At 65.8% G+C, this 25,400-nt stretch carries 27 protein-coding genes; 15 read left to right on the forward strand and 12 right to left on the reverse strand.

Annotated elements, in window-relative coordinates; all coding sequences use genetic code 11:
• The first annotated feature begins 68 nt into the window (after window positions 1–68).
• From HU218_RS04655 to glpD, 3 genes are all read left to right on the forward strand, one after another.
• Window positions 69–983 carry an FGGY family carbohydrate kinase gene (locus tag HU218_RS04655; protein WP_281357119.1) on the forward strand — a complete coding sequence of 305 codons (915 nt, stop codon included), beginning with the start codon at window positions 69–71 and terminating at the stop codon, window positions 981–983.
• Between the two features lie 115 nt (window positions 984–1,098).
• Window positions 1,099–1,803: an MIP/aquaporin family protein gene (locus HU218_RS04660; RefSeq protein WP_174873776.1), complete on the forward strand. Its 705-nt coding sequence runs from the start codon at window positions 1,099–1,101 to the stop codon at window positions 1,801–1,803.
• A gap of 185 nt (window positions 1,804–1,988) precedes the next feature.
• Complete coding sequence (gene glpD / locus HU218_RS04665; protein ID WP_174873777.1) at window positions 1,989–3,512, forward strand: glycerol-3-phosphate dehydrogenase; 1,524 nt, start codon at window positions 1,989–1,991, stop codon at window positions 3,510–3,512.
• On the opposite strand, the gene HU218_RS04670 is transcribed toward glpD, so the two are convergent.
• The 3 genes from HU218_RS04670 to HU218_RS04680 all read right to left on the reverse strand — a co-directional run bounded on the left by HU218_RS04670 (window position 3,509) and on the right by HU218_RS04680 (window position 5,692).
• On the reverse strand, window positions 3,509–4,261 hold the full coding sequence (locus HU218_RS04670; protein WP_174873778.1) for a substrate-binding periplasmic protein: 753 nt from the start codon (window positions 4,259–4,261) through the stop codon (window positions 3,509–3,511). The two genes, glpD and HU218_RS04670, sit on opposite strands and share 4 nt — an antisense overlap.
• A 65-nt stretch (window positions 4,262–4,326) precedes the next feature.
• Entirely contained in the window at window positions 4,327–4,911 is a 585-nt protein-coding gene (locus tag HU218_RS04675) for a uracil-DNA glycosylase family protein (protein ID WP_174873779.1), read from the reverse strand.
• Window positions 4,912–4,927: 16 nt separating this feature from the next.
• On the reverse strand, window positions 4,928–5,692 hold the full coding sequence (locus HU218_RS04680) for a DeoR/GlpR family DNA-binding transcription regulator (RefSeq protein WP_174873780.1): 765 nt from the start codon (window positions 5,690–5,692) through the stop codon (window positions 4,928–4,930).
• Window positions 5,693–5,830: 138 nt separating this feature from the next.
• On the opposite strand from HU218_RS04680, the gene HU218_RS04685 reads away from it, so the two are divergent.
• From HU218_RS04685 to HU218_RS04735, 11 genes are all read left to right on the forward strand, one after another.
• Window positions 5,831–6,742 (forward strand): diacylglycerol/lipid kinase family protein, encoded by a 912-nt coding sequence (locus HU218_RS04685; RefSeq protein ID WP_174873781.1) that lies wholly within the window; start codon window positions 5,831–5,833, stop codon window positions 6,740–6,742.
• A 128-nt stretch (window positions 6,743–6,870) separates the two neighbouring features.
• A complete protein-coding gene (gene queC, locus HU218_RS04690) occupies window positions 6,871–7,566 on the forward strand; it encodes a 7-cyano-7-deazaguanine synthase QueC (protein WP_174873782.1) in 696 nt (231 codons plus the stop codon).
• Window positions 7,567–7,568: 2 nt separating this feature from the next.
• A complete protein-coding gene (locus tag HU218_RS17165) occupies window positions 7,569–8,585 on the forward strand; it encodes a 6-pyruvoyl trahydropterin synthase family protein (RefSeq protein WP_174873783.1) in 1,017 nt (338 codons plus the stop codon).
• A 10-nt stretch (window positions 8,586–8,595) separates the two neighbouring features.
• Window positions 8,596–9,225 carry a 7-carboxy-7-deazaguanine synthase gene (queE, locus tag HU218_RS04700; RefSeq protein ID WP_174873784.1) on the forward strand — a complete coding sequence of 210 codons (630 nt, stop codon included), beginning with the start codon at window positions 8,596–8,598 and terminating at the stop codon, window positions 9,223–9,225.
• A 211-nt stretch (window positions 9,226–9,436) separates the two neighbouring features.
• Window positions 9,437–9,691 carry a BufA1 family periplasmic bufferin-type metallophore gene (locus HU218_RS04705; RefSeq protein ID WP_174873785.1) on the forward strand — a complete coding sequence of 85 codons (255 nt, stop codon included), beginning with the start codon at window positions 9,437–9,439 and terminating at the stop codon, window positions 9,689–9,691.
• Between the two features lie 58 nt (window positions 9,692–9,749).
• On the forward strand, window positions 9,750–10,589 hold the full coding sequence (bufB, locus tag HU218_RS04710) for an MNIO family bufferin maturase (protein WP_174873786.1): 840 nt from the start codon (window positions 9,750–9,752) through the stop codon (window positions 10,587–10,589).
• A complete protein-coding gene (locus HU218_RS04715) occupies window positions 10,586–11,338 on the forward strand; it encodes an HvfC/BufC N-terminal domain-containing protein (RefSeq protein WP_174873787.1) in 753 nt (250 codons plus the stop codon). Before bufB ends, HU218_RS04715 begins: the two co-directional genes overlap by 4 nt.
• A complete protein-coding gene (locus HU218_RS04720; RefSeq protein WP_174873788.1) occupies window positions 11,335–11,781 on the forward strand; it encodes a DoxX family protein in 447 nt (148 codons plus the stop codon). Before HU218_RS04715 ends, HU218_RS04720 begins: the two co-directional genes overlap by 4 nt.
• A 66-nt stretch (window positions 11,782–11,847) precedes the next feature.
• Window positions 11,848–12,696: a phosphoserine phosphatase SerB gene (serB, locus tag HU218_RS04725; protein WP_174873789.1), complete on the forward strand. Its 849-nt coding sequence runs from the start codon at window positions 11,848–11,850 to the stop codon at window positions 12,694–12,696.
• 11 nt (window positions 12,697–12,707) lie between these two features.
• Window positions 12,708–13,211 (forward strand): PilZ domain-containing protein, encoded by a 504-nt coding sequence (locus tag HU218_RS04730; RefSeq protein WP_174873790.1) that lies wholly within the window; start codon window positions 12,708–12,710, stop codon window positions 13,209–13,211.
• Window positions 13,208–15,067, forward strand: coding sequence for a sensor domain-containing diguanylate cyclase (locus HU218_RS04735; protein ID WP_174873791.1), 1,860 nt, complete (start codon window positions 13,208–13,210; stop codon window positions 15,065–15,067). The genes HU218_RS04730 and HU218_RS04735 overlap by 4 nt, the downstream gene beginning before the upstream one ends.
• A 65-nt stretch (window positions 15,068–15,132) precedes the next feature.
• Here the strand turns inward: HU218_RS04735 and mpl are convergent, their stop codons facing one another.
• The 9 genes from mpl to glyQ form a co-directional block, all read right to left on the reverse strand.
• On the reverse strand, window positions 15,133–16,515 hold the full coding sequence (gene mpl, locus HU218_RS04740; protein ID WP_217450718.1) for a UDP-N-acetylmuramate:L-alanyl-gamma-D-glutamyl-meso-diaminopimelate ligase: 1,383 nt from the start codon (window positions 16,513–16,515) through the stop codon (window positions 15,133–15,135).
• 77 nt (window positions 16,516–16,592) lie between these two features.
• On the reverse strand, window positions 16,593–17,987 hold the full coding sequence (locus HU218_RS04745) for a sodium:proton antiporter (RefSeq protein WP_174873793.1): 1,395 nt from the start codon (window positions 17,985–17,987) through the stop codon (window positions 16,593–16,595).
• Window positions 17,988–18,194: 207 nt separating this feature from the next.
• Entirely contained in the window at window positions 18,195–18,584 is a 390-nt protein-coding gene (gene gloA / locus HU218_RS04750) for a lactoylglutathione lyase (RefSeq protein WP_174873794.1), read from the reverse strand.
• A 104-nt stretch (window positions 18,585–18,688) separates the two neighbouring features.
• On the reverse strand, window positions 18,689–19,402 hold the full coding sequence (locus HU218_RS04755; protein WP_174873795.1) for a M48 family metallopeptidase: 714 nt from the start codon (window positions 19,400–19,402) through the stop codon (window positions 18,689–18,691).
• Window positions 19,362–20,132, reverse strand: a complete 771-nt coding sequence (locus HU218_RS04760) for a lysophospholipid acyltransferase family protein (RefSeq protein WP_174873796.1) — start codon at window positions 20,130–20,132, stop codon at window positions 19,362–19,364. Before HU218_RS04760 ends, HU218_RS04755 begins: the two co-directional genes overlap by 41 nt.
• A gap of 5 nt (window positions 20,133–20,137) precedes the next feature.
• Window positions 20,138–20,680 carry a D-glycero-beta-D-manno-heptose 1,7-bisphosphate 7-phosphatase gene (gene gmhB / locus HU218_RS04765; RefSeq protein WP_174873797.1) on the reverse strand — a complete coding sequence of 181 codons (543 nt, stop codon included), beginning with the start codon at window positions 20,678–20,680 and terminating at the stop codon, window positions 20,138–20,140.
• A 96-nt stretch (window positions 20,681–20,776) separates the two neighbouring features.
• Window positions 20,777–22,849, reverse strand: coding sequence for a glycine--tRNA ligase subunit beta (gene glyS, locus HU218_RS04770; RefSeq protein WP_174873798.1), 2,073 nt, complete (start codon window positions 22,847–22,849; stop codon window positions 20,777–20,779).
• The gene (locus tag HU218_RS04775) at window positions 22,846–23,313 is read right to left on the reverse strand and encodes a surface-adhesin E family protein (RefSeq protein WP_174873799.1); all 468 of its coding nucleotides are present in this window, start codon (window positions 23,311–23,313) and stop codon (window positions 22,846–22,848) included. The genes glyS and HU218_RS04775 overlap by 4 nt, the downstream gene beginning before the upstream one ends.
• Window positions 23,314–23,317: 4 nt before the next feature.
• Entirely contained in the window at window positions 23,318–24,208 is an 891-nt protein-coding gene (gene glyQ / locus HU218_RS04780) for a glycine--tRNA ligase subunit alpha (protein WP_174873800.1), read from the reverse strand.
• Window positions 24,209–24,429: 221 nt separating this feature from the next.
• Here glyQ and HU218_RS04785 point away from each other — a divergent pair, with 221 nt between their 5' ends.
• A complete protein-coding gene (locus tag HU218_RS04785) occupies window positions 24,430–25,398 on the forward strand; it encodes a diguanylate cyclase (protein WP_174873801.1) in 969 nt (322 codons plus the stop codon).
• Window positions 25,399–25,400: the final 2 nt, after the last annotated feature.

Consider the following 25,400-nt stretch of genomic DNA (forward strand, 5'->3'; position numbering starts at 1 on the left):
AAAGACGGCATACGATATGGGAGCCCGTCTGGGGGGCTCGGAGAGGTGTATAAGAGCCAGTCCATACCCTGCAGTGGGATGCCTCGCTGCTGGACATCTTCGGCATTCCCGCCAGCATGCTGCCGGCAGTGAAAAGCTCCAGCGAAATCTACGGCCACACCCACGTTGCCCATCTGGGCGTGTCGGTGCCGATCGCCGGCGTGGCCGGCGACCAGCAGGCAGCGTTGTTCGGCCAGCAGTGCACCCTGCCTGGTATGGTGAAGAACACCTACGGCACCGGCTGCTTCATGATGATGAACACCGGTGACACGCCGATCGCCTCGCACAACCAGCTGCTGACCACCATTGCCTGGCAGGTCGGTGGCAAGGTGCAGTACGCGCTGGAGGGCAGCATTTTCATCGGCGGCTCGGTGGTGAAATGGCTGCGCGACGGCCTCGGCATCATCAAGCAATCCGGCGATGTCGGCCCGTTGGCCGCACAGGTGACCGATAGCGACGGCGTGTACCTGGTACCGGCCTTTGCCGGCCTCGGCGCGCCGCACTGGAACGCCCATGCCCGCGGTACGCTGGTCGGCATGACGCAGGGCACCGGCGCCGCGCACATCGCCCGCGCCGCGCTGGACAGCATCGCCTTCCAGACCATGGACGTGCTGGGCGCGATGCAGGCCGATGCCGGCATCACCATCGCCGAGCTGCGCGTCGACGGCGGCGCCTGCGTCAACAATGTGCTGATGCAGTTCCAGAGCGACATCCTGCGCACCCGGGTGGCACGGCCGAAGATCACCGAGACCACCGCGCTGGGCGCCGCCTACCTCGCCGGCCTCGCCGTCGGCTACTGGCAGAGCACCGACGACATCCAGGGACAGTGGCAGCTCGATACCCGCTTCGAGCCGGCGCTGCCGCAAGAGGTGGTCGACCGCTACGTCGCCGGCTGGCAGCGCGCCACCCGTGCCGCCATCGGCTGGGCCAACGACCAGGCCTGATCCCGACATCCCCCGATCAACGCGCCCGCCGCCGTGTCCGCACGGCCGGCGCAGGGCGGGCTTTTGCCTGCGGCCAACGTTGGCCGCACACCCGCGCGGGCGCCAGGAGACAGATATGCATGCATTGTTTGGAGAGTTCATCGGTACCGCCTTGCTGGTGCTGCTGGGTAACGGCGTGGTGGCCAACGTGCTGCTGAAAGGCACCAAGGGCCACAACAGCGGCTTGATCGTGGTGGCCTTCGGCTGGGCGATGGCGGTGTTCGTCGGCGTGTTCAGCGTCGCCGCCATCAGCGGCGCCCACCTCAACCCGGCTGTGAGCGTGGCGCTGGCGGTGGCCGGCAAGTTCGCCTGGGGCGACGTGCCCGGTTACATCGCCGCGCAGATGGCCGGCGGCATGACCGGCGCACTGCTGGTGTGGCTGATCTACCGCGACCATTTCGACAGCACCGACTGCGCCGACAGCAAGCTGGCCACCTTCTGCACCGGCCCGGCGATCCGCAGCCTGCCGGCCAACCTGCTGTCCGAGGTGCTGGCTACCTTCGTGCTGGTGTACGCCATCCTCAGTATGGTGGCACCCAAGGTATCGCTGGGGGCGATGGACGCCTTGCCGGTAGCGCTGCTGGTACTGGGCATCGGCGTGTCGCTGGGCGGCACCACCGGCTACGCCATGAGCCCGGCGCGCGATCTGGCGCCGCGCATCATGCACGCGCTGCTGCCGATCCGCGGCAAGCGCGACAGCGACTGGCGCTATGCCTGGGTGCCGGTGTTCGGTTCGCTGCTCGGCGGTTCGCTGGCCGCGGTAGCCCACGGCATCGCCTGAAGCCGTTTTTACCGCCGCTTTTTCTCCCTTGCGGGGCGCCTGGTGCGCCCTGTTTTTTTGCCGCAACACAACATTAATCGAACATTAATATTCGTTTTTTGTTGTTTTACGGTTGGTTTTTGCTTATCTTCTATCATCAGATTATCGACGGCGGCACCCGCCGGCCCGACAGCAAAGGACTCTTCGTGGATAGTTATGATCTGCTCGTGATCGGTGGCGGCATCAACGGCGCCGGCATTGCCCGCGACGCCGCCGGCCGCGGCCTGAAAGTATTGCTGTGCGAAAAGGACGACCTGGCCGCACACACCTCGTCCGCCAGCACCAAGCTGATCCACGGCGGCCTGCGCTATCTGGAGTACCACGAGTTCGGTCTGGTGCGAAAAGCGCTGCAGGAGCGCGAGGTGCTGCTGGACGCCGCGCCGCACATCATGTGGCCGCTGCGCTTCGTGATGCCGCACGACGCCGAGCAGCGCCCGGCGTGGCTGATCCGCTGCGGCCTGTTCCTGTACGACCACCTGGCGCGCCGCAAGCGCCTGGCCGGCAGCCAGCGCGTGCGCTTCGACCGCCATCCGGCCGGCGCCGCGCTGAAAAGCCGCTACCACCAGGGCTTTGTCTACTCCGACGGCTGGGTCAACGATGCACGGCTGGTGGTACTCAATGCCATGGATGCCGCCGAACGCGGCGCCAGCATCTTCACCCGCACCGCCTGCGTGGCCGCGCGCCGCAGTGGCGATGACTGGATCTGCACGCTGCAGAACGGTTGCGGCCAACGTGAGGTGCGCGCCCGCGCGCTGGTGAATGCCGCCGGGCCGTGGGTACAGCAGCTGTTGGGCGGGGTGATCCACGCGCCGGCACGCAAGGCCATCCGCCTGGTGAAGGGCAGCCACATCATCGTGAACAAGCTGTTCGAGCACCCGTTTGCCTACATCTTCCAGAACCCGGACAAGCGCATCATCTTCGCCATCCCCTACGAGCAGGACTTCACCCTGATCGGCACCACCGATGTCGACTTCCACGGCGATGCCAACCAGGTGGCGATCGACGGCGATGAGGTTGCCTACCTGTGCGCGATGAGCAACCGCTACTTCGAGCGCCAGATCACCCCGGCCGACGTGGTCGCCAGCTACTCCGGCGTGCGCCCGCTGCTGGACGACGAGCACGGCGATGCCAGCGGCGTCACCCGCGACTATGCGCTGGAGCTGGACCGCGACGGCGCGCCGCTGCTGTCGGTGTTCGGCGGCAAGATCACCACCTACCGCAAACTGGCCGAGCAGGTAGTGGACCAGCTGGCGCCGCTGCTGGGCAACACCCGGCCGAGCTGGACCGCCGGCAGCCACTTGCCCGGCGGCGATCTGCCGGCCGGCGATTTCGATGCCTTCCTCGCCGCGCTGCAGCGCGACAAACCGTGGCTGCCGGCCACGTTGGCCGCACGGCTGGCGCGCGCCTATGGCAGCAGCGTGTATGCGCTGCTGGGCAGCGCCGACTCGCTGGCGGCGCTGGGCGCGGAAATCCAGCCCGGCCTGTACGAGGCCGAGCTGCGCTATCTGGTCGACAAGGAATGGGCAACGACGGCGGAAGACATCCTGTGGCGGCGCAGCAAGCTGCGCCTGCACCTGCCGGCCGGCGCCGACGCGGTGGTGGAGGCCTGGCTGGCCGCATACCACACCAGCCGCAACGCCGACAGCAAGACTCTGCTGCGTGCCAGTTAGGGCTGGCAGCCGGCCGGCTGCAGGTCGTAGCGTCGCACCAGCCGCGCCATCTCGCCGCGGCGGCACATCTGCTGCAGCGCTGCCGCAAAACGTGCGGCGTCAGCAGCATTAAAGCGCAGCCGTGATAGGCCGAAGGAATACTGCAGATCGCGTACCGCCGGCAGCAAACGCAACCCTTCAATGCCCTGATAACGGATCAGCCATTGCGCCACGCCTTCATTCACCAGCACCAGGCCGTCAGTTCCGTAACGGCCGCCCGCCAGCTTACGCAGCGCCACCAGATTGTCGGTTTCCTCGCTGAGCAGGTAGCGCATGCCCGCCCCCAGCTCCGCCAGCGCCTGCTCGCTGGCCGACGGGCCATACACGCCAATGGTCCGGCCAGCAATATCCGCCAGCGAGTGCCACGGCGACAGCGTATCCGCCCGCTCGGCAAAAACGTAGCGGGCGCGGATTACCGGCGGGCTGATATAAAAGTACTGTCGCCGCGCCGGCATATCCACCACGGTAAAGATGCCATCTGCCCGCCCTTCTTCCGCCAATTGCAGCGCCCGCCGCCACGGCAGCACATCGATGCGGCAAGAAAGCGCCAGCCGGTCGCAGAGTGCATTCAACACGTCCACCATCGGCCCGGCAGCTTGCGAGGTGGCGTAGGTGTAGGGCGGAAATTCCTCGGTGACAAAGCGATAGCCGCTAGGCGTCGCCAGTACTGGTGCAGCCAGCAACACTAGCCAGCCTGAACGTAACAGCATGGGGAAGCCCCTTGGTTGGCATAAGTCATGGTAGTCAGCTAACCACGATACGCCAAAACCATTCATCATGGTACGGAACACAGGCGGGCCACTCGTGCCTGCAACACCGGCAGCGGCTCGGCGGCAAACCATGGGTGCTGTGCCAGCCAGCGCTGGTTGCGCGGGCTAGGATGCGGCAGTGCCAACACGCCGGCGGGCAAGGTCGCCTGCCAGTCCGCAACTGCGGCGGTCAGCGTGCGGTAGCGCGGCAGATGCCAGCCCAGCGCGTACTGCCCCAACACCAGCGTCAAATGTAGTTGCGGTAATTGCGCCAGCAGTGCGCTGCGCCAGACCGGTGCGCACTCGGGGCGGGGCGGCAGGTCGCCAGACTTGCCGCTGCCGGGATAACACAGCCCCATCGGCAGAATGGCGATGCGTTCTGCATCGTAGAAACAGGTGCGATCCACACCCAGCCACTGTCGCAGCCGCTCGCCACTGGCATCGTCGAACGGCACGCCGCTTTCATGCGCCTTGCGCCCCGGCGCCTGGCCGGCGATCAGGATGCCCGCCCCCGACGCCAGTTGCAGCAAGGGCCGTGGCCCCAAGGGAAGGTTGGCCGCACACAGCCGGCAGCCGCGTACCGTGGTCAACAGGCGCTGGCAGTCGTCCATCACGCGGCAGCCGCGTTCAATCCGCCACCACCAGCCGGGTGTTGGCCTTGGCCAGCACCTCTTGCAGCTCGCTGCTGACGGCGCGGTCGGTAAACAGCGCATCCACCTGCGACAGATGCCCCAGCTCTACCATCGCCGGCCGGTCGAACTTGGAGTGGTCCGCCACCAGCCATACCTGGCGCGATTGCTGCAGGATGGCCTGGCTGGTCAGCACCTCGCGGTAATCGTAGTCGCGCAGCGTGCCGTCGTGCTCGATGCTGGAGATGCCGATGATGCCGTAGTCGACCTTGAACTGGCGGATGAACTGCACCGTGGCCTCGCCGGTCAGGCCGCGGTCGCGCTTGCGCAGGCTGCCGCCGGCGACCAGCACTTCGCAATCCGGAAAGTCGCACATCAGGTTGGCGATGTGGAAGTTGTTGGTGATCACCCGCAGGCCGCGATGCTGGCTCAGCGCCCTGGCCACTTCCTCGGTGGTGGTGCCGAGGTTGATGAACAGCGAGGCGTTGTCCGGAATCTCTGCCGCCACCGCGCGGGCGATACGGCGCTTTTCCTCCGCCATCAGCACCTGGCGGGCGTCGTAGGCGACGTTTTCCACGCTGGACAGCACGCTGGCGCCGCCGTGATAGCGCTGCAGCAGCTGGTTTTCCGCCAGCAGGGTGATGTCGCGGCGAATGGTCTGGGTGGTGACCTGGAACTGCGCGGCCAGCCGGTCCACCGACACATAGCCCTCGCGGTTTACCCAGGCCAACAGGTCTTTCTGGCGTTGATTGAGGATCAGCATGCTGCGGCACGGCAAAAGATGATGACCGGGCATTGTAACCGAGGCGACAAGGTTGGCCGCAAGCGCGCGCCGTGCGGACAGTATTGCCGCCGCCGTCATCCGGCCGATAATGAACCATCTTCTTTGCGCTTGCCCGCCATGACTCCGCTCCCCCGCATCGTGTTCATCGTCCACGGCCGCCACAACCCGCAGGGGCTGGCCGAAACCCAGCTGGCGCCGCTGCGCGCCAGTTTCGACATCGACATCCTGCTGACCAGCTCGGCCGACAGCGCCACCCGCTTCGCGCGCGAGGCGGCGCTGAGCGGTGCGCGCTGGGTGATCGCCGTTGGCGGCGACGGCACCGTACACGAGGTGGTCAACGGCCTGATGAGCGCACCGCCGGCCTTGCGCCGCAACGTGGTGCTGGGAGTGCTGCCCACCGGCACCGGCAACGACTTCGCCCGCAGCCTGGCCACCGGCGACAGCCTGCCGCACCTGGTGGCGCTGATCGCCACCGGCCGCATCCGCGCGCTGGACCTGATCCGCGTCACGCTGGCCGACGGCAGCGTGCGCTGGTGCAACAACATCGGTTCCATCGGCATCAGCAGCGACATCGTACGACGGGTGAAGCGCATGAGCCCGCGCCTGCCGGCCAGCGTGGCGTTCTACAGCGCGGTCAGCCGCGCGCTGCTGGCCTGGCAGCCGCAGCCGATGCAGCTGACGCTGGATGGCGAGCAGATCGACGGCGAATTCACCTGCGTATCCGCGGCCAACGGCCGCTACTTCGGCAGCGGCCTCGGCATTGCGCCCGAGGCGCGTTGCGACGACGGCCTGCTGGACGTGGTGCTGATCGCCAATGCCGGCAGCCTGGATTTCCTGCGCCTGCTGCCGCAACTGCGCCGCGCGCGGCGGCTGGTCGATGCGCGCATCCGTTATCTGCGCGGCAAGCAGCTGACGGTGAACGGCGACGCCGCCCACTGTCCGCTGGAGCTGGATGGCGAGCTGTACGGCGCCACCCCGGTGCGTTTCGACATCGAACCGGCGGCGCTGAACTGCCTGGCCGGCTGGTAGACACGCGCCGCCATGAAAAAAGCCAGTCAACTCAAGGCGATAGTGCGCTAAAATGTCCGGTTCGCCGCGCCGGGTGAGACCGATCCCGAGCGCCAACCCTTTCCACTCGACTGTTATTCGACGGAATCATGCCAAACAACACCCGTAAAGCCCTGGTCGTCCTCTCCGGCGGCCAGGACTCCACTACCTGCCTGTACTGGGCGCTGCGCGAATTCGGCGCGGCCAACGTCGAGGCCGTGACTTTCGATTACGGCCAGCGCCACCGCATCGAGCTGGACGCAGCGCGCAAGGTGGCCGAGCTGGCCGGCGTGCGCCAGACCGTACTGCCGATCGACACCTTCGCCGCCATCGGCGGCAATGCGCTGACCGACGACAGCATCACCCCGGAAAGCGGCGCCCGCGCCGATGACGACAGCGCGCTGCCCAACACCTTCGTGCCGGGGCGCAACCTGGTGTTCCTCAGCTTTGCCGCCGCCTTTGCCTACACCCGCGGCATCGAGCACGTGGTCACCGGCGTGGCGCAGACCGACTACTCCGGCTACCCCGACTGCCGCGAAAACACGCTGAAAGCGCTGGAACTGGCTCTGCGGCTGGGCATGGACAGCCGCGTCACCCTGCACACGCCGCTGATGTTCATGAGCAAGGCCGAAACCGTGCAGCTGGCGCAAGAGGTCGGCGCCATGGAGGCGATGGCCTGGAGCCATACCTGCTACAACGGTGAAGTGCCGCCGTGCGGCCACTGCGCCTCGTGCGAGCTGCGCGCCAAGGGCTTTGCCGAAGCCGGCGTGGCCGACCCGCTGCTCGTGCGTACCCGGGGAGCCTGAGCATGAATAGTCATAACCAGCTGGCCGCCGCCGGCTTCGAAGCCGCACGCAATCTGCCGGGCATCGGCGAGCACGGCCACAGCTTCCGCGTGCTGGCGCGCGCCAACGCGGTGCCGGGCCAGCTGACGCTGGCCACCGAGCTGCAACACGCCGCCGCCGCGCTGAACTACAGCCACCTGAACCACAAGCTGGGCAACTGCTGCGACCTGTCGCTGGCGCAGCATCTGGCGGCGCAGTGCAGCCTGCCGGTGGACCTGCACCTGGCCAGCGCGCCGGATCGCGGCGTGCTGCTGGCTGAGGATGGCCACAGCTATGTCTACCTGGACACCCGCTTCGAGGCCGCACACCAGCTTCCGCACGTGCCGCCGGGCCACAAGTGCGGCCGCCTGCACGGCCACGGCTTTGGCGTGCGCATCGTCGCCGCGGCCGACAAGGCCAGCGTGAACGACATCCTGCTCAAGGCCTGGCCGCCGCTGTTCGCGCGGCTGAACCACCGCTACCTCAACGACATTCCCGGGCTGGAAAACCCCACCAGCGAGGTGATGGCGGCCTGGCTGTACCAGCAGCTGCAACCGGCGCTGGCCGGCCTGGCCTGGGTGGAAGTGCGCGAGACGCACACCGCCGGCAGCCAGTTCGACGGCGAGAACTTCCGCATCTGGAAGGAACAGCACTTCGAAAGCGCGGTGCCTTTCAACGACGAAGGGCTGTACACCGGCCACAGCTACCTGATCCGCCTGATGCTGCAAGGCAAGCTGGATACGGTAATGGGCTGGGTGCTGGACTTCGGCGACGTGAAAGAACGCTTCAAGCCGATCTACCGCCAGCTGGACCACAACCCGCTGGACAAGCTGCCGGACATCCAGGGCAGCGACAACGCCAGCGTGGCCGAGTGGGTTCACGGCCAGCTCAAGAGCCGGGTGCCGGAGCTGGCGCGCATCGACCTGATGAGCACGCCGCAGCACGGCGTGTCGCTGAGCTGGCATGGCGACATGCGCTGGCCGCTGCTGTTCGGCCAGTAAGGAGCGCGCCATGTATACCGTGAAAGAGATTTTCTACACCCTGCAGGGCGAAGGCCGCCAGGCCGGCCGCGCGGCGGTGTTCTGCCGCTTCTCCGGCTGCAACCTGTGGTCCGGCCGCGAGGAAGACCGCAGCAAGGCGATCTGCCAGTTCTGCGATACCGATTTTGTCGGCACCGGCGACGATGGCGGCAAGTTCCCCACTGCCGCCGAGCTGGCCGCGCGCATCGCCGCCGAATGGCAGGGCGACGGCGGCCAACCCTATGTGGTGTTCACCGGCGGCGAGCCGCTGCTGCAGCTGGATAGCGCGCTGGTGGACGCCATGCACGCCGTCGGTTTCGAAGTGGCGGTGGAAACCAACGGCAGCCTGCCGGCCCCGGCCGGCATCGACTGGATCTGCGTCAGCCCCAAGGCCGGTGCCGACTGGGTACAGCGCAGCGGCAACGAGCTGAAGCTGGTGTTCCCGCAGCCCACGCTGCTGCCGTCCGAGTTGCCATCCGATCTGCAATTCGAGCACCTCTATCTGCAGCCGATGGACAGCCCGCTGCAACGGCAGAACACCCGCGAGGCGATTGCCTGGTGCATGGCGCATCCGGCGTGGCGGCTGTCGGTGCAGACGCACAAGGTGGTTAACATCCGCTGAGGTATTTACCCGCCAGACGCAAGGCCGCCCGCAGGGCGGCCTTGTCGTTTGCCGCCCAGCCGGCGGTAACGTTGGCCGCAGCCGCCGTGCCTTGGCAGCGCTGCAAAAAAAATTTTGTGCCGTGCTGTAATCTCCGGCCAGCAGCGGCGACTAAAGCCCCGAACGCGAAACATTGCGCGTTTGCCAACCCAACCCTTACCGGAGATTCATCATGTCCTTCACCAGCCAAACCCTGATCGCTTCCGCCCTCACCGCCGTCGTTGCCATGACCGTTGCCGCGCCGGCCATGGCCGCCGAAAAAGAGAAATGCTATGGCGTGGCCATGGCCGGCAAGAACGACTGCGCCGCCGCCGGCCACAGCTGCGCCGGCCAGTCCAAGGTCGATAAAGACCCGATGGACTGGAAATATGTCGCCAAGGGCAGCTGCAGCCAGATGGGCGGCATGCTGGAACCGATGAAGAAGTAATCCTGCCTGCCGTACCGGTGGCCAGCCGGCCACCGGCCCTCTCTGCCGGACTGTTGTCATGCTGACTTCCCTCCCCGCCTGCGCCGGCATCGGCCTGCGCCATCCGCACTACCGCCAGGTACTGCAACACACCCCGCCGCTGGGCTGGATCGAACTGCACAGCGAGAACTTCTTCGATGGCGGCCAGCCGCTGGCGATGCTGCAGACCCTGGCCGCACACTACCCGCTCTCGCTGCATGGCGTCGGACTGGGGCCGGGCTCGGCGGCACGGCCGCAGCGCAGCCATCTGGCGGCGTTGCGCCGTCTGCTGGATGCAGTACCGGTGGCGGCGGTGTCCGAGCATCTGGCCGGCAACCACGATGCCGGTGGCCACTTTGCCAACGACTTGCTGCCGCTTCCCTATACCCAGGCCACGCTGCTGCAGGTTGCGGCCAACGTGGCCGAAATCCAGGACGCCATCGGCCGCCCGCTGCTGCTGGAAAACCTGTCCGCCTACCTGCACTACCCGCACAACGACATGAGCGAGGCCGAGTTCCTGGCCGAGCTGGTGGCGCGCACCGGCTGCGGCATCCTGCTGGATGTGAACAACCTGTACGTCAATCAACAGAATCTGAGCGTGGATGTGGCGGCCTTCCTCGCCGCGCTGCCGGCAGACGCCATCGGCGAAATCCACCTTGCCGGCTACAGCACGCGCCAGTTCGACGACGGCAGCACGCTGCTGGTGGATACCCACAGCCAGCCGGTGTACCCGGCAGTGTGGGCGCTGTACCGCCAGGTACTGGCGCGCTTCGGGCCGCGGCCAACCCTGATCGAATGGGATAGCGACATCCCGCCGCTGGATACGCTGCAAGCCGAAGCCGCCAGCGCCGAAGCCATGCTGCAGGAGCTGCGGCCATGACCGCCGCCGGCCAATGGCAGCAGGCGCTGCTGGACGCCATCCGCGATCCGCAGTGGCAGCCGGACCCGGACTTCCCTGCCGCCGGGCTGGCGGTGTACCGCAACAACTACCGCGTTGGGCTGATGGAATGGCTGGCGCAGCTGTACCCGATTTGCCGCCAGCTGCTGGGCGAGGAGTTTTTCACCGCGCTGGCGCGCGAGTTCGTGCGCGTCACGCCGTCGCGCAGCGGCAACCTGCATCGCTATGGCGGCGAACTGGCCGGTTTCATCGCCGGCTTTGCGCCCTGTGCCGGGCTGCCCTACCTGCCGGATGTGGCGCGGCTGGAGTGGGCGCTGCATCGCGGTTATTACGCGGCGGACGCCGCGCCGCTGGCTGCGGCCAACCTGGCGGCCATCGATCCGGCCAGCTGGGGACGCTTGCGCTTCGGCTTCCAGCCGGCGGCCTGCGTGCTGGCGTCGAACTGGCCGCTGGCCGCCATCCATGCCTGGCACCAGCCGGACAGTGCACGTCAGCCGGTCGACATGCAGCAGCCACAACCGCTGCTGCTGTACCGCGACAGCGTCGGCGACATGCAGCTGACCGTGCTGGAGTATGCGGCGGCGGCATTCTGCCACGCGCTGTATCAGGGCAGCACGCTGGAGCAGGCCACTACCGCGGCGCTGGCGCTGGATAGCGGCTTCGACCTGCAGGCCACGCTGCTGCTGTTACTGCGCTGCGGCGCCCTTGCTACCGTGGAGGAAGCATCATGATCACCACCTTGCTGCATTGCGGCCAACGTGCCGGTGCCCAACTGGAGCGCTACCTGCAGCCGCTGGCGCTGCTGGCCATGCGGCTGTATCTGGCCAATGTGTTCTTCAAGTCCGGGCTGACCAAGCTGGCGGACTGGGACACCACCCTGTTGCTGTTCCGCGAGGAATACCACGTGCCGCTGTTGCCACCGGAACTGGCGGCGGTGCTGGGCAGCGGCGGCGAGCTGCTGCTGCCGCCCTTGCTGCTCGCCGGGCTGTGCGGCCGCTTTGCCGCGCTGGGGCTGACTGTGCTCAACCTGATGGCGGTCATCAGCTACTGGCACGTGCTGGCCGGCACGGCGCTGGAATTCCACCTGGTGTGGGGGCTGATGCTGGCGCTGCTGCTGGCGACCGGCCCGGGGCGACTGGCACTGGATCAGCTAGTCAAACAACGGTTTGGATGAGGAACGCCGGCGCTGCGCAACGCGTGGCATAATCGACGCCAATCTTTCCAACCCAATTGATTGTCCATGAGCGCCAGCCACACTCTCGTCCTGCAAGCCCCCCGTCTCGATGTCACCCGCGTTACCGAACTGGCCATTCTGGCCGGCGCGGCCAACGTACCGGCCATACAGCACGGCGTTGCCCGCGTGACCGGCTGCAATCCGGCCCGGCGCGAAGTGGTACTGGAGCGCGCCGAGGCGCTGGGCGTGGATGCCAACTTTGTCGCTGGCGAGCGCCGCTTCGCCGATTTCGGCCTGCTGGTGTCCGACATGGACTCCACGCTGATCACCATCGAGTGCATCGACGAGATCGCCGACATGCAGGGGCTGAAGCCGCAGGTGGCGGCCATCACCGAGCGCTCGATGCGCGGCGAGCTGGATTTCAGCCAGTCGCTGCGCGAGCGGGTGGCGCTGCTGGCCGGCCTGCCGGAGACCGCGCTGGCGCAGGTGTACGAACAACGCCTGCAGCTGATGCCGGGCGCGCAAACCCTGCTCACCGCCTGCCGCGAGCACGGCGTGAAGTTCATGCTGGTGTCCGGCGGCTTCACCTACTTTACCGAACGCCTGAAAACCGAGCTGGGTCTTGACTATACCTATGCCAACCAGCTGGAAATCGTGGACGGCAAGCTTACCGGCCGCGTGCTGGGCGACATCGTCGACGGCGAAGCCAAGCGCCGGCTGCTGATCGCCAAGCGCGAGGAACTGGGCCTGCGCCCGGAACAGGTAATTGCCGTCGGCGACGGCGCCAACGATCTCGCGATGCTGGCCGAAGCCGGTGTCGGTGTGGCCGCCCACGCCAAGCCGGTGGTGCGTGCCCAGGCTGCCTACCGCATCAATGTCAGCGGCCTGGACGCCATTCGCAACCTGTTCCTGTAAGCGGCCAACCCGTGAACCTGCCCCAGCTCGATACCGCCAGCTTCGACGCCCAGCTGCCACTGGCTATCCGCCAGGCCGATACGCTGGAAACCGCCCGCGCGCTGCTGGAAACCCGGCTGGCGCTGGCCATCCTGGCGGCGCCGTCCGACAGCGGGGAAGGCTCCGTCCAGCTGCAGCGGCTGGAAGCCAAGCTCGATCTGTCGCTGGAGCTGGCATTGCGTGCCCGCGCGCCGCTGGCCGGCCAGCCGTGCCTGTGCCGCATCGGGCTGGACAGCATTGCCTGGCAGCAGGACCGCCCGCTGGCGGAAGCCAGCCAGTGGCTGCTTAGCCTGCAGACCGGACTGGATTCCGCTCTCACCCTGCACCTGCCGGTGACCATCCGCCACTGCGAACAGCAGGCTAGCGGCTGGCTGCTGCGCGCCGACTGGCGCGGCGCCCTGCCCGAAGCGGTGCAGCAGAACTGGGAGCGCTGGGTGTTCCGCGGCCATCGCCAGCAGGTAGGCAAACGCCGATGACCAACACCCCGAACTCGCCACTGGATCGCCACGAGTCCCGCCTGCGCTGGATGGACAGCATCGTCGCCGCACTGTTTCTGCTCCTGCTGTGGTGGCTGGTGGCCGAGATCCTGTATGACCGCGCCGGCAACCTGAGCCAGCGCGTCGAGCTGCGCCAGCAAGCCTGGCTGCAGCAGGCCAGCCGCGCGGTGGATGCCCGGCTGGAGGCGCTGCAGCGCGAGATGCAGCTGTTCGGCCAGGTTTCCCCCGGACTGGCACAACAGGCCGCCAGCCTGTACCCGCTGGAAAACGGCCAACTGTGGCTGCTGGAACACGAGCAGCTCAGCCAGTTGCAGGGCCCGCAGCAAGCCCTGCCGGTACGCGCCCGCGACAATATGCAGCAGCTGCTGGCGCAGCACCCGGTACACGGCAAGATGCTGCTGCTGCCTGCCAGTACCGCGGATACGCCGGACCGGCTGCAAGTCAGCATGGCGGTATGCGAGGACGACAGCCAGCCCTGCGAGCGCGTGATTACCGGCTTTGTCTCCCTGACCGCGCTGCTGGACCCGGAACTGCTGCTACCGCGCCCGCACTTCGCGCTGCTGGATGCCCAGGGTAACCAGCTGGCGGCCAGACACGACAGTAACGACAACGGCAGCAGCCTGCTGCGCACCCACAGCAGCAGCAGCACGCTGAGCACGGTTCCGTTGCAGTTGGCGGTGCAATTCAACCCGCGCGACGACCTGCGCCCGTTCATGCTGTTTGCACTGTTCCTGGTCACCGGCGCCGCGCTGCTCAGCCTGCTGCTGTTGCTGCTGATCGTGCGCGTCAACCGCAAGCTTGGCCGCGCCATGCGCCATAACCGCGAAGTCACCCAGGCCACCTACCTGCTGACGCTGACCAACAACAGCCTGCGCGAGCGGCTGCAAGTGCTGGTGGACGAGCAGCGCGACCAGCAGACGCTGATCGACACCGTGCAGGTGGGGGTGCTGATGCTGGATGCCGAGCAGCAGACCCTGCTCACCGCCAACGAGGCCGCACTACGCATGCTGGGCTTCAACCGCCAGGCGCTGTTCCGCCAGCTGCCGGAGCAACTGTTCGCCGACCCGGCACAGTACACCCTGCTGCAGACGCAGCTGAAAGAGCAGCAACTGGTCAGCGAACGCGAGGTGGAACTGGTCACCCGCAACGGCGAGCGGCTGTGGACGGTGCTATCGATGCGGCCGCTGCTGTTCCGCGAGCGGCGCGCCATCGTGCTGAGCTTTGTCGACATCACCGAGCGGCTGCTACACGCGCAGCGGCTGGAGCAGGAAAAACAGACCACCGAGCGCACCCTTGCGCAGCTGCAATCCACCCAGCACGAGCTGTACCAGCGTGCCACCCGCGACGATCTGACCGGCATCGCCAACCGCCGCCACTTCCTCAGCAATGCCGGCAAGGCGCTGGAGCAGGCGCGGCGCGAGCAGCAGCCGTTCGCGGTGGCGGTACTGGATGTCGACCGTTTCAAGTCCATCAACGACCACTACGGCCACGCGGTCGGCGACAGCGTGCTGCGCCAGAGCGCCAGCCGCATTACCGAGCTGCTGCCGGAGGTGGCGCTGTTCGGCCGTCTCGGCGGCGAAGAATTTGCCATCGCCCTGCCCGGCTTCACCCAGCTGGAAGCGCATGCCTTGCTGGATCAGCTGCGCGATCAGTTGGCCGCACAACCGTTGCAGGTGGACGAGCATCTGCTGCTGGTGACCTTCTCCGCCGGCGTGGCCGAGCGCCAGTTGAGCGGCGACCTGCTATCCGGCCTGCTGAAGGAAGCCGACCACGCCATGTACCGCGCCAAGCGCAGCGGCCGCAACCGGGTGGAAAGCGCGCGCGGCACCAGCTAACAACCGGTAACCGCCCCAAAGCACAAGGCCCGGCGATGCCGGGCCTTGTCGTTGCGCTGCGGCGCTTATTGCGCCAGCGCGGCCAACAGCTTGCCGTGGATACCGCCGAAGCCGCCGTTACTCATCACCAGTACCTGGTCGCCATCGCGCGCCTCGGCGATGATGGCGGCCACCAGCGCGTCGATATCGTCGAAGCACTGTGCCTTGGCACCCAACGGTGCCAGCGCTTCTGCCACGCTCCAGCCGAGGTTGGCCGCACCGTAGCAGAACACCACGTCGCCATCGGCCAGCGATGCCGGCAGCGCCGCCTTCATGGTGCCCAGCTTCATGGTGTTGGAGCGCGGCTCCAGTACCGCCAGGATACGTTGGCCGCGGCCAACCTTGTGGCGCAGGCCGGCGATGGTGGTGGTAATGGCGGTCGGGTGATGGGCGAAGTCGTCGTACACGGTCACGCCGCGCACGCTGCCCTTCACTTCCATGCGCCGCTTCACGCTCTTGAAGCGCGACAGCGCGTCGATGGCCACCGCCGGCGTGACGCCGACATGGCGCGCGGCGGCAATCGCCGCCACCGCATTCAGCCGGTTGTGCTCGCCCGGCACCTCCCACTGCACGCGGCCCAGTGTCTCGCCGTTCAACAGCACGTCGAAGCTGCCGTCGGCTGCGGCGACACCGGCCTGCCAGCCGGCATCGCTGCCGAACTGCTCCACCGGCGTCCAGCAACCACGCTGCAGCACCCGAGCCAGGCTCTGCTCGCGGCCGTTGCTGACCACCAGGCCGTTGCCGGGCACGGTGCGCACCAGATGGTGGAACTGGGTTTCGATGGCCGCCAGATCGGCAAAGATGTCGGCGTGGTCGAATTCCAGGTTGTTCAACACCGCGGTGCGCGGGTGGTAATGCACGAACTTGCTGCGCTTGTCGAAGAAGGCGGTGTCGTACTCGTCGGCCTCGATCACGAAGAACGGGCTGGTACTGGCCGCATCCTGGCGCGGGGTGCCCGGCAGCCGCGCGGAGATGCCGAAGTTTTCCGGGATGCCGCCGATCAGGAAGCCCGGCTCCAGGCCGGCATCCTGCAGGATCCACGCCAGCATCGAGGTGGTGGTGGTCTTGCCGTGGGTACCGGCCACCGCCAGCACCCATTTGTCGTGCAGCACGTTCTCGGCCAGCCACTGCGGGCCGGAGATGTACGGCAGGCCGCGATTCATGATCTCTTCCATCAGCGGCTTGCCGCGGGTCACCACGTTGCCGATCACGAACACGTCGGCGCCGATGTCGGCCTGCTCGGCACCAAAGCCCTGCAGCAGCTCGATGCCCATAGCTTCCAGCTGGGTGCTCATCGGCGGGTAAACGTTGGCGTCGCAACCGGTGACCTTGTGGCCAGCGGCTTTGGCGATGGCGGCGATGCCCCCCATGAAGGTGCCGCAGATACCGAGAATGTGGATATGCATGATGCTAGCGCGCAGAAATCGGGAAAGCGGCAAGGATACCGCAAAGCAGCAAGGTTGGCCGCATGCGGCCAACCCCATCGTTAGAACAGCAGCCAGCCCAGCAGCAGGAACAGCGGCAGCAGGATGCAGCCCGACCACAGCAGGTAGCCGAAAAAGCCGGGCATGACGATGCCGCGTTGCTCGGCAATGGCTTTCACCATGAAGTTGGGCGCGTTGCCGATATAGCTCAATGCCCCCATGAACACCGCCCCCATCGACACCGCCAGCAACGTCTGCGCCTGCGCGCCCATCAGCTGCACCGCGTCGCCGGAGGCCAGGTTGAAGAACACCAGATAGGTCGGCGCATTATCGAGGAATGCCGACAACAGGCCGGTCATCCAGAAGTACATGCCATTGCGCGGCGCGCCATCGCTGCCGGTCACCAGCTGCACCAGCGGCGCCAGCTGGCCATGCTGACCGGCCTGCAGGATGGCGATGACCGGCGCAATGGTGATGAAGATGCCGGCAAACAGCTTGCCGACTTCCAGCATCGGCGCCCAGTTGAATTCGTTACCGGCGCGCACCTGGCGCGGCGTGATCCACAGCGAGATCGCGGCAATCGCCAGCAGCAGCAAGTCGCGCAGCAGGTTCTGCAGCGCCAGCGGCGTGCCCATGATGTCGAAACGGATACCCGGCTGCCAGAAACCGGACAACAGCACCGCGGCGATGATGGCCAGCAGCAGCGGCACATTGCGCAAGCCGTACAGCTTCACCGCCGCATCCGGCGTACGGTCATGCGGCAGCACGCCCTCCTTGCGGTAGAAATAGCTGTCCAGCGCATAGAACCCCGCCAGCAGTACCGCCACCAGCAGCGCTACCGGCAACGCCATGCGCTGCAGCGTCCAGAAGAAGTCCACCCCGTTCAGGAAACCGAGGAACAACGGCGGATCGCCCAGCGGCGTCAGCCCGCCGCCGATGTTGGCGACCAGGAAGATGAAGAACACCAGCACATGCACATTGTGCGGCCGGTTGTCGTTGGCCTTGATCAGCGGCCGGATCAGCAGCATGGCGGCGCCGGTGGTCCCCATGATGGAGGCCAGCAAGGTCCCCAGTGCCAGCAGGCCGGTATTCAGCGCCGGCGAGCCGTGCAGGCTGCCCCACACCAGAATGCCGCCGGACACGGTATACAGCGCGAACAGCAGCACAACGAACGGAATGAACTCGGCCAGCAAGGCATGCACCACCAGCGCCGCCATGGTGCCGGCACCAAAGCTGACGGCGAACGGCAGCAGGAACAGCGCGGTCCACAGCGCGGTGATCTTGCCGAAGTGATGGTGCCAGAAGCCGGGAGCAAAGATCGGAAACAAGGCAATGGACAGCAGGATGCCGGCAAACGGCAGGCCCCAGGCCAGGCTGAGGCTGGTGCCATCCAGCGAGGCGGCCTGCGCCAGTGACGGCAGCAGCAGCAAGGCAATACAGCTTGACAGTCGTGTCATGGATTCTCCCGGTGATGGCGGCAACGGCAGGCCGTCGCCGCAGCCATGCCGCCCGATGATGACATAGTGCACGTTGGCATACACGGCGGCGATGTGTGCTTGTCCGATAACGACTGTGGCAGAAAATTCCCGTCAGGTAACAAAATGTAGCGACCAGCAAAAAGCCCCGGCATTGCCGGGGCCTGTCGGGATGCAGCCGGAAACGGCTTAGCGCGTGCCGTGCTGGATGAACTCGATCTTGTAGCCGTCCGGGTCCTCGACGAAGGCAATCACCGTGGTGCCATGCTTCATCGGGCCGGCCTCGCGTACCACCTTGCCGCCCTTGGCGCGCACCGCATCACAGGCGGCGTAGGCATCGTCCACCTCGACGGCCAGGTGGCCGAAGGCATTGCCCAGCTCGTAGCTGTCGGTATCCCAGTTGTGGGTCAGCTCGATCACGCTGTTGCTGTCCTCGTCGCCATAACCGACAAAGGCCAGCGTGAAGCGGCCGTCCGGATAGTCGTGCTTGCGCAGCAGGGTCATGCCCAGTACTTCGGTGTAGAACGCCAGCGAACGCTCAAGGTTGCCGACGCGAATCATGGTATGCAGCAGGCGCATGGAAATCTCCGCAAAAGGTTGGCCGCACGCGGCGGCAGGTTTTCAGATCGGACAGATGCGGGCAAATGCTTGCCAGGCAAGGCTACAGGCGGCAAACACAGTGTTCAGCCGTGGCGGAACAGATTGTCACCGTGCTGCTTTAACCACTGTCGCGCAGCCTGCCAGCCCGGGTACAAGCGCTCCACCTCGGCCCAGAAGGCCTTGGAGTGATTCATGTGCAGCAGGTGTGCCAGTTCGTGCGCGATCACGTAATCGAGAATCGCCGGTGGCGCCTGCACCAGCCGCCAGTTCAGCCGCACCACGCCGCGACCGGAACAGCTGCCCCAGCGGCTGCGGGCGCCGGACAGCGCCCAGCCGCTTAACGGTTTGGCGGCGCGCGGCAACCAGATTTGCAGCCGCTCGGCGAAACGGCGTTTGGCCTCGCGCTGTAGCCAGGACACCAGCGCCGCCTGGCGCCGTGCCGGCAGCTCCAGTTGCGGACCGGCCAGATGCAGTGCACTGCCCTCCACCCGCGCGCTGATGCGCTGGGCGGCATGGCAATGCAGTTGCAGGTTTTCGCCGGCGAACAGCACCAGGTCGGGGCTGGCCTGCTGTTGCTGCGCGGCCTCACGGTGACGCGCCAGATGGCCGGCGATCCAGTCGCGCTTCTTCGCCAGCACTTCCTGCAAATAAGCGTGGCTGACGCCGGGCGGCGCGATGATTTCCACCTCGCCGCGCTGGACGCGGATGCCGACGCTATGCCGCTGGCGTCGCGTCAGGCGTACCGTTACCGCGCCGTCAGGCAGCGCGAGAGTGAGCGTGCCGTGCCTTGCGTTCATCGGGATGGGCAAACGGGCCGACGCCACCGATCTCGCGCTGGCGCGCTTCGATCCACTCTTCCGCGGCGCGGGTCATGGCTTCGGGACCGGGGTAATCCTGCGGCCGGATCGCCGGGCCGATCACCACGGTGATCTCGCCCGGATGCTTGAGAAAGGCATTGCGCGGCCAGAATTCGCCGGCATTGTGCGCCACCGGCACCAGCGGCATGTCCAGCTGGCGCGCCATGCGCGCTGCACCCAGCTTGTACTTGCCACGCAGGCCCGGACGCACGCGGGTGCCTTCCGGAAACACGCTGATCCAGAAGCCGTGCTTCTTGCGGTTCAGCCCCTGCTCCAGCATGCGGTTATTGGCGCGGCTGCGATCGGAGCGGTTGATGGTGATCGGGTTCATGATCGCCAGCCCCCAACCGAAGAACGGAATCCACAGCAACTCTTGCTTGGCGACGAAAATCTGCGACGGGAAAATTTTCTGCAGCGCCAGCGTCTCCCAGCCGGACTGGTGCTTGGCACAGATGATGGCCGGCTCGGCGATGATGTTTTCCGCGCCGATCACGCGATAGCGCAGACCGACCAGGTGCCACAGCGCCCAGGTCAGCAGCTTGGCCCAGCTTTCGCCGAACACGTGGCGGGTACGGCGCGGCAGCGGCGCCGCCAGCAACAGCAGGATGAAAAAGATCGGCGTGGACACAGCGACCAGCAGCCAGTACAGCAGGTTACGGACGAGCAGCATGCGGTTCAGTCTTCGAGATTGATCAGGTAGTCGGCGGCATCGAACAGGTCGTCGAACACCAGGGTGCCTTCCGGCAGACCGCCCTTCTCCAGCGTGCGCAGACCCTTGCCGCTGCGCACCAGGATAGGTTGGCCGCCTACCGCGGCCACCGCCTGCAGGTCGCGCAGGCTGTCACCGATCAACGGCAGGCCTTCGCCGCGGACATTGAAGCGCTCCATGATCTCTTCCACCATGCCCGGTTCCGGCTTGCGGCAACGGCAGTTGTCGTCGGCCACATGCGGACAGAACACCACCGCGTCGATTCGGCCGCCAGCCTGGTTGACCAGCCGGTGCATCTTCTCGTGCATGCTGTTGAGCGAATGCATGTCGAACAGGCCGCGGCCGATGCCGGACTGGTTGGTGGCCACCACCACATGCCAGCCGGCCTGGGTGAGGTTGGCAATGGCGTCGCAGCTGCGCGGCAGCGGTTGCCACTCCATGGTGTTCTTGACGAAATCGTCGCGATCTTCGTTGATCACGCCGTCACGGTCGAGGATGACGAGTTTCATGGTTCCCTTTAACCAAATTATTGCCACGAAGCCCGCGCCTCACTCCAGCAGGCATCCTGCCAGGGTGGCACACGGGTTTCGTGGCAAAGCGGCTTCTTACTCGGCCAGCAGCGAAATATCCGCCACGCGGTTGAACAGTGCGGCCAACCTTGCCAGCAGTGCGATGCGGTTGCCGCGCACCGCCAGATCGTCCGCCATCACCATCACGCCATCGAAAAAGGCATCCACCGGCGCACGCAGCGAGGCCAGCTGGGTCAGCGCACCGGCGAAGTCATGAGCCGCAAACTTGGCGTCCACCGCCGGCGCCAGCGCTTCCACCGCGTCGAACAGCGCGCGCTCGGCATCCTCGGCGAACAGTGCCGGGTTGACGGCGGCGATGTCGCCTTCGGCCTTTTTCAGGATGTTCTTCACCCGCTTGTTGGCCGCGGCCAACGTTGCCGCCTCCGGCAGCGCCTTGAACTGGGCAACCGCGGCCAGCACTGCCGGCACTTCGTTGATGATGCTCGGCGCTTGTGCCAGCACGGCATCGATCTCGTCGGACTTGTAGTCGGCGGCCAGATAGTTTTTCAGGCGTTCCAGGCAGAAGGCATGCACCTCGTCCACCACGCTGGCGGACAGCAGGCCGGCCGGGAACGCGGCGGCGGTATCGCTCAGCAGCGCCTTCAGGTCCAGCGGCGCTTCCAGCACCATGCGCAGCACGCCGAGTGCGGCACGACGCAACGCAAACGGGTCCTTGTCGCCGGTCGGGATCAAACCGATACCCCAGATACCGACGATGGTTTCCAGCTTGTCGGCCAGTGCCACGGCGGTGGCAATCGGGCCTTGCGGCAGGCTGTCACCGGCAAAGCGCGGATGGTAGTGACCTTCGATGGCATCGGCGACGACGTCGTCCTCGCCGTCCAGGCGCGCGTAGTAGCGGCCCATGATGCCCTGCAGCTCCGGGAACTCGCCGACCATGTCGGACACCAGATCAGCCTTGGCCAGATAAGCAGCGCGACCGGCCAGCGAGCTGTCGGCGCCGAGCTTGCCGGCAATGGCGGCGGCAATGCTGGACAGGCGGGTGATGCGCTCCAGCTGGTTGCCGATCTTGTTGTGGTACACCACGTGTTCCAGCCGCGGCAGACGGCTGTCGAGGCGGTGCTTCTGGTCCTGCTCGTAGAAGAACTTGGCATCGGACAGACGTGCGCGCAGCACGCGCTCGTTGCCGCCGATGATGTAGCGCGGGTCTGCTGCCTGCAGGTTGGACACCAGCAGGAAGCGGTTGATCAGCTTGCCCTGTGCATCCAGCAGCGGGAAATACTTCTGGTTCTGCTGCATGGTCAGGATCAGGCATTCCTGCGGTACGTTGAGGAACTCGGCTTCGAAGCCTGCCTCCAGTACTACCGGCCATTCCACCAGCGCGGTGACTTCGTCAAACAGCGCATCCGGCGCAGCGATGGTGGCGCCGAGCTTGGCAGCCGCTTCGGCCAGCTTGTGGCCGATCAGCTCGCGGCGGGCGGTAAAGCTGGCAATCACTTTGCCTTCTTCTGCCAGCGTACGGGCATAGGCATCGGCATTGGCGATGGTCACGTCGCCGGCGGACAGGAAACGGTGGCCACGGGTGAAGTTGCGGCTCTTCAGCCCAAGTACTTCGCCGTCGATCAGCGCGTCGCCGTGCAGCATCACCAGGCCATGTACCGGACGCACGAACTGCACATCCAGATCGCCCCAGCGCATCAGCTTCGGTGCCGGCAGCTTTTTCAGCGCGGCCGCCACGATGCCGGACAGCACCGCAGTCAGGTTTTCGCCGGCCTTGGTGGATTCGTAGGCAAATACGTCCTGCTTGCCGTCATGCACGGTGGTCAGCTGGCTCACGTCCACGCCGCAGGAGCGGGCGAAGCCGGCCAGTGCCGGCGACGGCTGGCCGTCTTTCATGCCGGCGGACACCGCCGGGCCACGGCGCACAATGTGCTGGTCCGGCTGGATCGCGGCCACGGCCGGAATCTGCACCGCCATGCGGCGCGGGCTGGCGTAAACGTTGGCCGCAACGTCGGCGGCCACGAACTGCAGTTTCTTCAGTTCGTCGGTAATGGTATCGGCAAAGCTGGCTGCCAGTTTTTCCAGCGCCTTCGGCGGCAGTTCTTCGGTCAGCAGTTCAATCAGCAGGGTCGCGGTTTGGGTCATGATCATTCAATTTTCAGGCGAGGAGCGTCAGGTGCCAGGCGGCAGACGATCTGCAGCATGGTGTCGGCAATGGAACCGGTTTCCACCGGGATAAAGGTCCAGTTGAAACGCTGCAACTGGAACATCTGGGTGTAGACATGCTTGCCGTTGGCCGTCCAGTAGGAGGTATTCACAAAGGCATACTGCCGGTTCTGGCAGTCGGCGCGGCCTTCGAGGCGGCGCACCTGGTAGCTGATGCCCAGCGCCGGCTCCTGTTTCTTGTCGGCAAAACGCTCCTGGTTGACGAAACGGACAAAACCTTCGTTGACATTGGCGATGGCATCCAGATCCAGCGACAGCTCCAGGGCGTCACCGGACTGGTACACCTCGAACTTGCCTTGCTGAACCGGATTGCTGTCCCAGCTCTGCCAATACCAGCTCATCCCGGCCAGCGCGGCCAGGATGACGAAGATGATTGCCCACGTCTTCATGCAATCAGGCTTTCTTGCACATCGGGAAGCCCAGCGCTTCCCGCGCTTCGTAGTAGGCTTGCGCCACGCCACGCGCCAGGTTGCGGATGCGGCCGATGTAGGCGGCGCGCTCGGTCACCGAGATGGCGCCGCGGGCATCCAGCAGGTTGAAGCTGTGGCCGGCCTTGAGAATCATCTCGTAACCCGGCAACGGCAGGCCGGCTTCCAGCAGGCGCTTGGCTTCGGCTTCGTAGTCGGTGAACTGCTTGAACAGCAGCTCGACATTGCTTTCCTCGAAGGCAAACTTGGACTGCTCGAATTCGTTCTGGAAGAACACGTCGCCATAAGTCACCGGCGTACCGTCCGGCAGGTAGGTCCATACCAGCTGGTACACGTTCTCGATGTCCTGCAGGTACATCGCCAGACGTTCCAGGCCGTAGGTGATCTCGCCCAGCACCGGCTTGCAATCCAGGCCGCCAACCTGCTGGAAATAGGTGAACTGCGTCACTTCCATGCCGTTGAGCCACACTTCCCAGCCCAGACCCCAGGCGCCCAGCGTCGGGTTTTCCCAGTCATCTTCCACGAAGCGGATGTCGTGCACGGTCGGGTCGATGCCCAGCTCCTGCAGCGAGCCAAGGTACAGTTCCTGGATATTGGATGGCGACGGCTTCAGCACCACCTGGAACTGGTGATGCTGGAACAGGCGGTTCGGGTTCTCGCCATAGCGGCCGTCTTTCGGGCGGCGGCTAGGCTGCACGTAGGCCGCATTCCACGGTTCCGGGCCGAGGGCACGCAGGAAGGTTGCGGTATGCGAGGTGCCTGCGCCCACTTCGGTATCGTACGGCTGGAGCAAGGCGCAGCCCTGACGGTTCCAGTAGTGCTGCAGGGTAAGGATGATTTCCTGAAAAGTGAGCATGTGGCAAACGGAGTAGATTGAGAAACAAGGAAGGATTCTAACCGTTTACGCAACACCGGGAAAACCGTTTGCAGTTGGCCGCAGCTGCGCGGCACCAGCACCCTGCGGCACTGGCATTTAAGATACAGCCAGCAACATTTACGCAAATACAAATGTCATAAAAATACCTTGTTGAATTGCAGCATGCTAAAGTACTGCGCTTCTGGAGATGCCGGGCACCGATGAACACGACCCAGACCATCCTTGTCGTCGATGACGTCGAGATCAATCTGCACCTGCTGCAAGGATTGCTGCAGCCGGATTATCGCGTCCTCACCGCCGCCAGCGGTAGCGCCGCATTGCAGCTGGCGCTGGAGCAGCAACCCGACCTGGTATTGCTGGACGTGATCTTGCCGGGCATGGATGGCTACGCGGTACTGCAGCGGCTGCAGGCCGATGCCCGCACCAAGCACATCCCGGTCATCTTCGTCACCGCGCTCAATACCGCCGAGGACGAAGCCCGCGGCCTGGAATTCGGCGCCGTCGACTACATCACCAAACCGCTCAACCCCATCATCGTCAAGGCGCGCGTCGCTACCCACCTGAAGCTGCAACGCCAGCGCCGCATGCTGGAAACGCTGGCCAACATCGACGGCCTTACCGAGCTGCCCAACCGCCGCCAGCTGGACAAGGTGTTTCTCGCCGAATGGGATCATGCGGTACGCAGCGGCTGCGAGCTGTCGGTGGCCATCATCGATGTCGATTGCTTCAAACAGTACAACGACCTGTGCGGCCATGCCCGTGGCGACAGCGTGCTGCGCCAGGTGGCGCGTACCATTTCCGGCAGTCTGCTGCGCAGTACCGACTTTGCCGCCCGTTACGGCGGCGAGGAGTTCGTGGTGATATTACCGGCCACACCGGCCGATGGCGCCTGGCTGCTGATGGATACCCTGCGCCGCAATGTCGAACGGCTGGCAATACCGCACCCGGACTCAAACGCGTCCGGTTTCGTCACCATCAGCGTCGGCATCGCCGGCTGCCTGCCGCTGCCGCAACAGCAGGCGGCCCAGCTGCTGCAGAAAGCGGACCAGCGGCTGTATCACGCCAAACGCAGCGGCCGCAATTGCGTGGTGGGCGACGGCCTGCACAGCAGCTTCAACAGCAGCACGCTGTTCAGCCCGGACCTGCCGCTGGATTTTCCCGGCCTGTAAAT

Origin of the sequence: Vogesella oryzae, from assembly GCF_902829295.1 — a bacterium.
Classification (GTDB): domain Bacteria; phylum Pseudomonadota; class Gammaproteobacteria; order Burkholderiales; family Chromobacteriaceae; genus Vogesella; species Vogesella oryzae.